At 31.9% G+C, this 8,106-nt stretch carries 3 protein-coding genes; all 3 read right to left on the reverse strand.

All coding sequences use genetic code 11. The features are described from left to right. The coding region (locus tag IJ258_RS07675) for an ATP-dependent helicase (protein ID WP_292805347.1) at positions 1–3,458 on the reverse strand (3,458 nt) is incomplete at its 3' end. Positions 3,459–3,552: 94 nt separating this feature from the next. Further along, positions 3,553–4,401 carry a hypothetical protein gene (locus IJ258_RS07680; protein ID WP_292805350.1) on the reverse strand — a complete coding sequence of 283 codons (849 nt, stop codon included), beginning with the start codon at positions 4,399–4,401 and terminating at the stop codon, positions 3,553–3,555. A gap of 125 nt (positions 4,402–4,526) precedes the next feature. Beyond that, a partial coding sequence (locus IJ258_RS07685; protein WP_292805352.1) for a DUF11 domain-containing protein occupies positions 4,527–8,106 on the reverse strand: 3,580 nt, incomplete at its 5' end.

The following is an 8,106-nucleotide window of genomic DNA, read 5'->3' on the forward strand; positions in this document are numbered from 1 at the left end:
GCAAGATACTCCAATAAGAACTCATTGTCAACATATTCCTTTTCATAGAGTTTTCCTTCATCCAAAACATACAGCATTAGGTTTTCAACCTCAACATCTTCCCTTTCCTTTAATGCTTTTGCATAATAGCCTAAAAGTTCCATATAAAATGAATGGTAGTTTTTCATCTCATCACGTGTTCGTATGAAATGAACTAGACTCACTCCATTTCCGTCATCAACAACAAGATCGATTTCACCGTTGATATCATAACCGTTAACCTCCAGACTGACCGGATGGGATGTTTTTAACACGTTAAAATTTCTGCCGTATTCCTGCCAGTAATCAGTGAAATTGGAAAAAAGCTCCCGGATATTTCTTTCATTTGATGAAAAAGAATAGGATTTGATTACTTCAAAAACCAGATTTTCAATGCTTTCCCTATCCCAATCTGTCATGAATTTATCATTGTGCAACCGATTAACAATTATCTTGAGCTTTGAATCGATGAATTTATTGATATTGAGTGGATTTTTGAATTTTAAATTGCTTTCAAGATTGTATCTTAAAGGACAGAACAGATAATCCTCAAGAATATTTTCAAACTCGATTTGATTAAATAAATTGCTATCGCGAATCATGTGAGAGGTTACCTTTTTCATTTCAAATACATCGGAAGGTTCTATTTTAACCAAATCTTTTTCATAATCCCTTAGAACAACTGGAGTCTTGCTGCCTGTTCTTGGAAGTACTGTCGACAATATCAGCAGTTCCTCAGCACGGGTGTTTGCAACATATAAAACCCTTTCCTCTTCACGGTCAAATTCAAAAGGCTCCTTATCCTCTGATATCTTATATTTCAAAAACCTGTTAGGGGTCGGATAAACAGGATAATTATTGAATACATGTGATTTTCTTTGAGGGGAGAACTTTAAAGGGAAACTTCTGTCCTTAATGGATGCAGTAATTACAACAGGATATTCCAGTCCCTTTGCTTTGTGAACAGTCATAATATGGACTTTTTGGGAGTTGTCCTCCTCTTCGTTAATCGGACATGAGTAATATTTAAGGGAACGGTATAAATAATTGAATAAACCGATCAGGTCGTATTTTCCCATGATATTTTCATAATCTGAAATAATCTGAGAAATCAGTGCCAGATTCAGCAATGCCTTTTTAGCCTCAAAATCACTTCTTGAAGACAGCTCATCAACATATCCTGTGATTTTTAAAAGTTCATAAAACACCTGAAGAGAAGTCAGCCTAACCTCAGTCAATGAGGATTTCAAATCATTTAATCCGGTAAAAAAGTCCAAATCATGCTCATCAGCAATTCCGATGCTTTTCAGCTGGCTTCGTGAGTAAGTGCTCAGGTCAACCACTCCGACACGGGCAAATATCTCCTCCAATGTTTCATCAGCATAATCCCTCACAACATCCATTATAGAATTAGATTTGGCCGATTCATCAAGCGGCTTGAAATTATTTTTAATGCTTACAACATTGGCATGATATCTTCTTTCAATATCATTTAAGAGGTCCTGAGTTTTTTTAGATAATTTGAATACCTTTGAGGAATGATAATAGGTATCTGTAAATGAGGATAAGTTGATCCACTGGCCACCATCCCCATAATATGCAATTCTGGTTGGATCAAATGGCAGCATATACCATAACAGTGCCAAAACCGCTTTCACTTCATCCTGATAAATCAAATCATCGATTCCCTTAAGATAATAAGGAATTTTTTCTTTTTCAAATTCATTTAAAATGTCCTTTTTATCCTTATGACTTCTAAAGAGAACACACACATCACTGTATTTTGAGATTTTGCCTAAGCTTTTCAGGTTCTTGACGATGTATGCAATGCCACGGTATTCATCATCATCCCTTTTGTTTTCAAGCATATACACAGGCATTTTCTCATTATTGACTGCTTTAAGGTCTTTAGGATTAACCCTTTTTTGATTAATGTATTTCTCGTTAAACTCGACAATATCCGCGCTTGAGCGGTAATTGTTGATTAAAATCTTATTTTCAAACTCATCACTTGTGGAATAATCATTAAAGAATTTAGGATTTGCTGCTCTAAATGAATATATGCTTTGATCTGCATCCCCGACAACCGTGAACGAATCAGAAATACTTTTTAAATGTTCAAATATCTGCATCTGTATTGCATCGGTGTCCTGAAACTCATCAATCAATACATTCCTGTATTGAAGTTGTTTTAAGTTATCCTTATCCGATAAGATTTCAAGGGCTTTTATAAGCAAGTAATTCTGGTCACAGACATGTTCAGCTTCCATTAACCTTATCCAGTCATTATATGATTTTGCAATCTGGAGATATCTTGCCTTATAGACATCACATCTAAAGCCTAACGCCTTGATTTCCTTTTTAGTAGGGTATTGAGTCTGAGGATGTGTCCGGTAATACTCATCAATGTAGGTCAGATATTCCTCACTCGGCTTGTATTTTGACTGTATATAATCAATCAGAGCTTCACAGTCCACTTCAAACAGTGCATATTCCTCATATTTTTTAAGGACCTGACCTGATTCATAATTCCTTAAAAAAGCAGGTCCGGTAAATCCCAAATCACTTCTATGCTTGTTAAAAAACAGGTTCCTTTCAGATTCCCTTTTAAGCAGATTATATGGAATATCACAGAAATCTGAAAGAATTGATCTGCAGAAACTGTGAATGGTACTTATTCTCATTTGATTTATAACATTTAAATCCAGTTTTGTGTCCTTTTTAAACCTTTCACGCAACTCATCAGCTGCCTTATTTGTAAAAGTAATGACAAGTATTGATTCAGGCTTTGCCCCATTTTCAATCAGATATAAAACCCTTTCAATTATAACACGGGTTTTTCCGGCACCCGGACCTGCATTGATAACTAACGGTTTTCCAATGTATTCTACAGCACTCTTTTGATGTTCATCCAATTCAACTTCCGGAGGAATTTCCTTTATTATGCACCTGTCTGTTTTTTTGACCGCTTCAAAGTTCAATGGCCTGGAAATCAAATTTCCCTCAATGTCAAAAAGGTTTAAGGTCAATATATGATTCTTAATAAATTTATTCAAATTCTTTTCAACCAGATTTAAAACATTTTCCTTATCGTTTGCATTCAAATCATCAATGGCAATTGGGTTTTCACCTTCAAGGCCGATTAATGAAGGCATTATGGAATCAACTTTCAGATTGTCGGCAATCAGATATATGTCCTCATTTGTGATTTTTGGATTATGACCCAGAAATGCAAAATCAAATTCATAATCAACCTGCAGAAACTTCTCAATGCCTATAAAATAATCATCATAGATATATCTAAACAAAGTTTTGTGAACGCTTTCCATATCATTTAATGTTAAATTCAAATCAGAGTCATTAAAAACATCAATTGTAAAGACAAGCTTCTTTTTAGTTTGACGGGAAAATAAATCAAGGATAATCTTAGCTGTAGCCATAGCAAGATTGTATTTTTTCAAAACAATCAACTTTTCCATGACACTGCATAAGTCATATAAATTCCCAAATTTACTTTTCAAAAAAGTAAAAACACTACTGTCTCTCATTATAATCATTAAAACGTTTAGTTATAAAAACACTGTCAATCCACTCAGGCTGGATTAAACCCTTTGAAATATCATCCTGAATTTCATCAATAATAATTTTCCCATCGCTTTTGGATAAATTTTTAAACTTGATTAATTTCAAAAAGGAATCACCACTTCCCTCAACAAATTCATTTAAATTTAAACGGCATTGTGCCTTTTTATTTTCACTTCTAATCATACATTGCCTTTTAAATTCATGCTTAATGCCATTTTTAAAATCCTTTGCATCAATAATCTCGCGATGTATATCAAAAACTATCTGAACAATATCCTGATCGCGTAAAATAGGATATTTCTTTTTAATATTTATTATAGTTAAAGTGTCATAATTTCGACCAATTATACGATTCAAATCATTAATATATGACTCCTGTTTTATTGAATTTAGAAAATAATACTGCAGATATCTTTTTATTTCAAAATCAGTGATATTCTCATCCAAAATTTTCGATTCAACCTTATCATATATTAAATTAATCTCCTGGGATGTCAAATCATATTTCTTCAAATATTTTATATAGAAATCATTATCCTCATGAACTAAAGATGACAGTAAATCTATCTTTTTTTGTTTTTCCAAATAGATAACCCTTGATTTAAAATAATCATTCAATACTGAGACTATATTATCAGCAACAATTTTACCTGAATTAATATCTCCTCTTAATTCTTCAACAATAAGTTCACATTCGTTTAAACTTAAATCATAAGAATATAATAAGTAATTAAAAAAAGGAGTGTCATAATCTCCGATAAGGTCATCCAATCTTTGAATAATAATTTCATTAATCATGTCTAAAAAATAATATGTTTTGGATATGATAAATAACTTATGTAAAAAATTGCCCGTATAAAAAAAGAAAAAAAAGAAAAAGATAACCAGATAATAAAAATTATCCAGTCAAAATTATTTTGTGTTTATTCTTTCCTGTTTCTAGACCAAAAACTTCCTAAGATAATGCATATTGCAATTAAAAGATATGCAATAGGATTACCGGTATTTTTAAGTGAAACTTCCGCTTTAATAGGAGGTTCTTGTTTTGGATTTGATTTGTTTTCCTGTGGAGTTGGCTCATCATGATGTTTTTCGCCAGGTTCAGTAACATCAACAGTGGCATTATCATAATTATTAATTAAATTAGATTCATTACTGCTTGTTACCACCTTAGCGTTATTGGTTATAGCTCCCTCGGACATTATTTTACATAATATGTCCAAAGTAACTTTTTCACCACTTCCAATTTCACCAATAGACCAATTTCCACTAGAATGATCATAAGATCCTTTAGAAGCACTAAATTTAATGAATTTGACACTTGACGGCAATATATCCAATACCCACACGTCTTTAGCAGTGCTTAATCCATGATTTGTAACTTCTATAATCCAATGCATTTCATCTCCTACATAGTATGATTTTTTATCTGAAACTTTTTTAAGTTCCAAATCAACTATTGGAATTGCTCTGGTAGTGTTTGAAGCATCATTATTAGTATAATCTGATTCTTTTGTAGTGGTTTGAACTGAAACTGAATTCATGATGTTACCATCACTTAAAACTTGAGTTTCAATTGTTAAAATTGCACTAGAACCGTTTTCCAATAAACCAATATTCCATTGACCATTGTTTCTATTAAAAATACCATCACTAACTTTATAATTAAGAATTTTTAAGGATTTAGGCAATTGATCAATTACAATAACGTTTTTAGCATCACTTGGACCATTGTTTCTTACTTCAATTGTCCAAACTACTTTTTCACCAACATTAACCTCTTTTAAGTTAACAATTTTACTTATTTCCAAATCACAAATTGGATTTACAACAGTAGTATTAGTTGCATTATTATTTGACTTGGTTGTTTCGTTTGTAGTGGTATTGACTGTTACAGTATTTGTAATTGGGCCTTCTTTTAAGACTTGTGTAACTAAAATAAGGAAAACACTAGTATTATTTTCAATATAATCTATTCTCCAAATTCCAGTTTTATTATCAGAACTACTTCCTATAGATGGAGTTGCAGAAATAATTCTTAAACCTTCAGGCAAAGTATCATTTACCACAACAGCCACTGCAGGATTATGGCCTATATTTGCAACAGTAATATTCCATTCAACCAAATCAAACATGTCAACTTTAGTTGCATTAACAGCTTTACTGATTACTAAATCACAAAGAGAACTTACAAATGTATTATTGTCAGCATTATTATTAGTTAAGTCAGTTTCATTAGTAGCTGTGCTTACATTAACTAAATTAATCTTTTTACCTTCACTTAAAGCTTCAGTAATTAATTTTAAAGAAATCGGTTTATTTATTTCTAAATCACCAACATTCCAAGTTAAGATTGTATTATTTAATGTACAATTCATTGGAATTTCTACTAATCTCATACCATCAGGTAAATAATCTCTAACAGTAACATTGCAGGCAACACTCGGACCATTATTGACAACAGTAATTGTCCATTCAACAAGGCCATGTATGTAAATTGCACTGACGTTAACAGTTTTGTTAACTGCAACATCACAAATTGGATTTACATAAGTGCTGTTGCTAGCATTATTATTTGTTTTATTAGATTCATTAGTTGTAGTGTTTACACTAACTATATTAGTCAAATTACCTAATTTAACCGCTTTTGTAACTATTTTTAAAACAATAGGTGTTTTTGTATTCAAATCACCAATTTTCCAGATAATAGTTCTTCCACTAACATTACAATTTTTAGGAGTTTCAGCTAATTCAAGTCCTTCCGGTAAGATATCTTTAACAGTAACATTATAAGCAACACTCGGACCATTATTGACAACAGTAATTGTCCATTCAACTGACTTATTAACAAATATGCTTGAAGCATTAACTGTTTTGTTAATGACCAAATCACAAATAGGATTTGCAAAAGTGGAATTTGAAGCATTATTGTTTGTTAAATTGCTTTCAGTTGTAGTAGTGTTTACACTAACCATATTGGTTAGATTACCTTCTTTAACTGCTTTGGTAACAATTTTAATGGATACCGGTTTATTTGCTTGCAAATCACCGATTTTCCAAATGATAATTTTACCATCAAAAGTACAGTTTGAAGGAATGCCAATCAATTCAAGACCATCATTTAAAGTATCTTTAACAGTAACATTGTAAGCAACACTCGGACCATTATTTACAACAGTAATTGTCCACTCAACTGTTTTATTAACATCAATGACCTTTGCACTTACAGTTTTGTTGATTGTTAAATCACAAATCGGATTAACAAATGTTGAATTAAATGCCTGATTATTAGATTGATTTGATTCAATAGTTGTAGTGTTTACACAAACAACATTAGTCAAATTGCCTAATTTGGTAGCATTTGTAACTATTTTAAGGACAATCGGTTTATTTGGTTTTAAATCACCAATTTTCCAAACAATAGTTCTTCCACTGAGTGTGCAGTTTAAAGGTATGGAAGTTAGTTCAAGACCATCGATTAATGTGTCATTTACAGTTACATTACGTGCAACATTCGGACCGTTGTTTACAACAGTAATTGTCCATTCAACCAGATTATTAATAAATATGCTTGATGAATTAACAGTTTTGTTAACAGTTAAGTCACATATTTCATTAGTAACGGTTGTATTATTGGTTGCTGTCTTATTATCAGTCATGTTTGATGTTGCATTAACTGTGTTGATTAAAGTACCGTTTGTTAATGTTTTGAAAATTACAGTGAAGTTGCTGCTTTCACCAGGCTTTAAGATACCTTTATAAGTGAAAACATAACTGGAATTAGTCCACATGTCCTTATTTGTAAAATCATAGAAATCTAATTCTTTAGGATTAAAGATCTCTTTAACAGTAACATTGGACAAGTTACAGTCACCGGTGTTGGTAACAACAATCATGAATGAGACATTGCCGTTAACATAACTGACATTAGTTAAAGTGAATTTCGCAACAGTCAAATTCGGATTGTAAACCCTAGTACTATTAGAAGCAGTCTTATTACCAGTCAAATTAGAGGTAACATTAACAGTATTAATTAAAGTACCATTAACTAAAGCCTTAAGCACAACAGTGAAATTAGCCTTAGCACCAGGAGTCAAATTACCCACATAACTGAATGTCTTACTGGAATTAGTCCACATACCAGACCTGTCAATGAAATCAATTAACTTAAATTCAGTAGAATTAAATAATTCAAAGACTTTAATGCCGGATAAATTGCAATCACCAGTATTAGTAACAACAATCACAAATGAAACATTTCCATTCACATAACTGACATTAGTTAAAGTAATTTTCTCAACAGTCAAATTAGGATTATAAACTCTTGTAGAGTTATTAGCTGTTTTATTACCAGTCAAATTAGAAGTAACATTAACACTATTGATCAAAGTACCATTCACCAATGCCTTAAACACAACAGTGAAATTAACCTTAGCACCAGGAGTCAAATTACCCACATAACTGAATGTCTTACTGGAATTAGTCCACATACCAGACCTGTCA

The sequence above is a fragment of the Methanobrevibacter sp. genome (assembly GCF_017468685.1).
GTDB lineage: Archaea > Methanobacteriota > Methanobacteria > Methanobacteriales > Methanobacteriaceae > Methanocatella.

Coding starts and splice junctions, on each gene's coding strand:
- IJ258_RS07680 (WP_292805350.1), bottom strand. CDS start 4,401: ATGATTAATGAAATTATTATTCAAAGATTGGATGACCTTATCGGAGAT.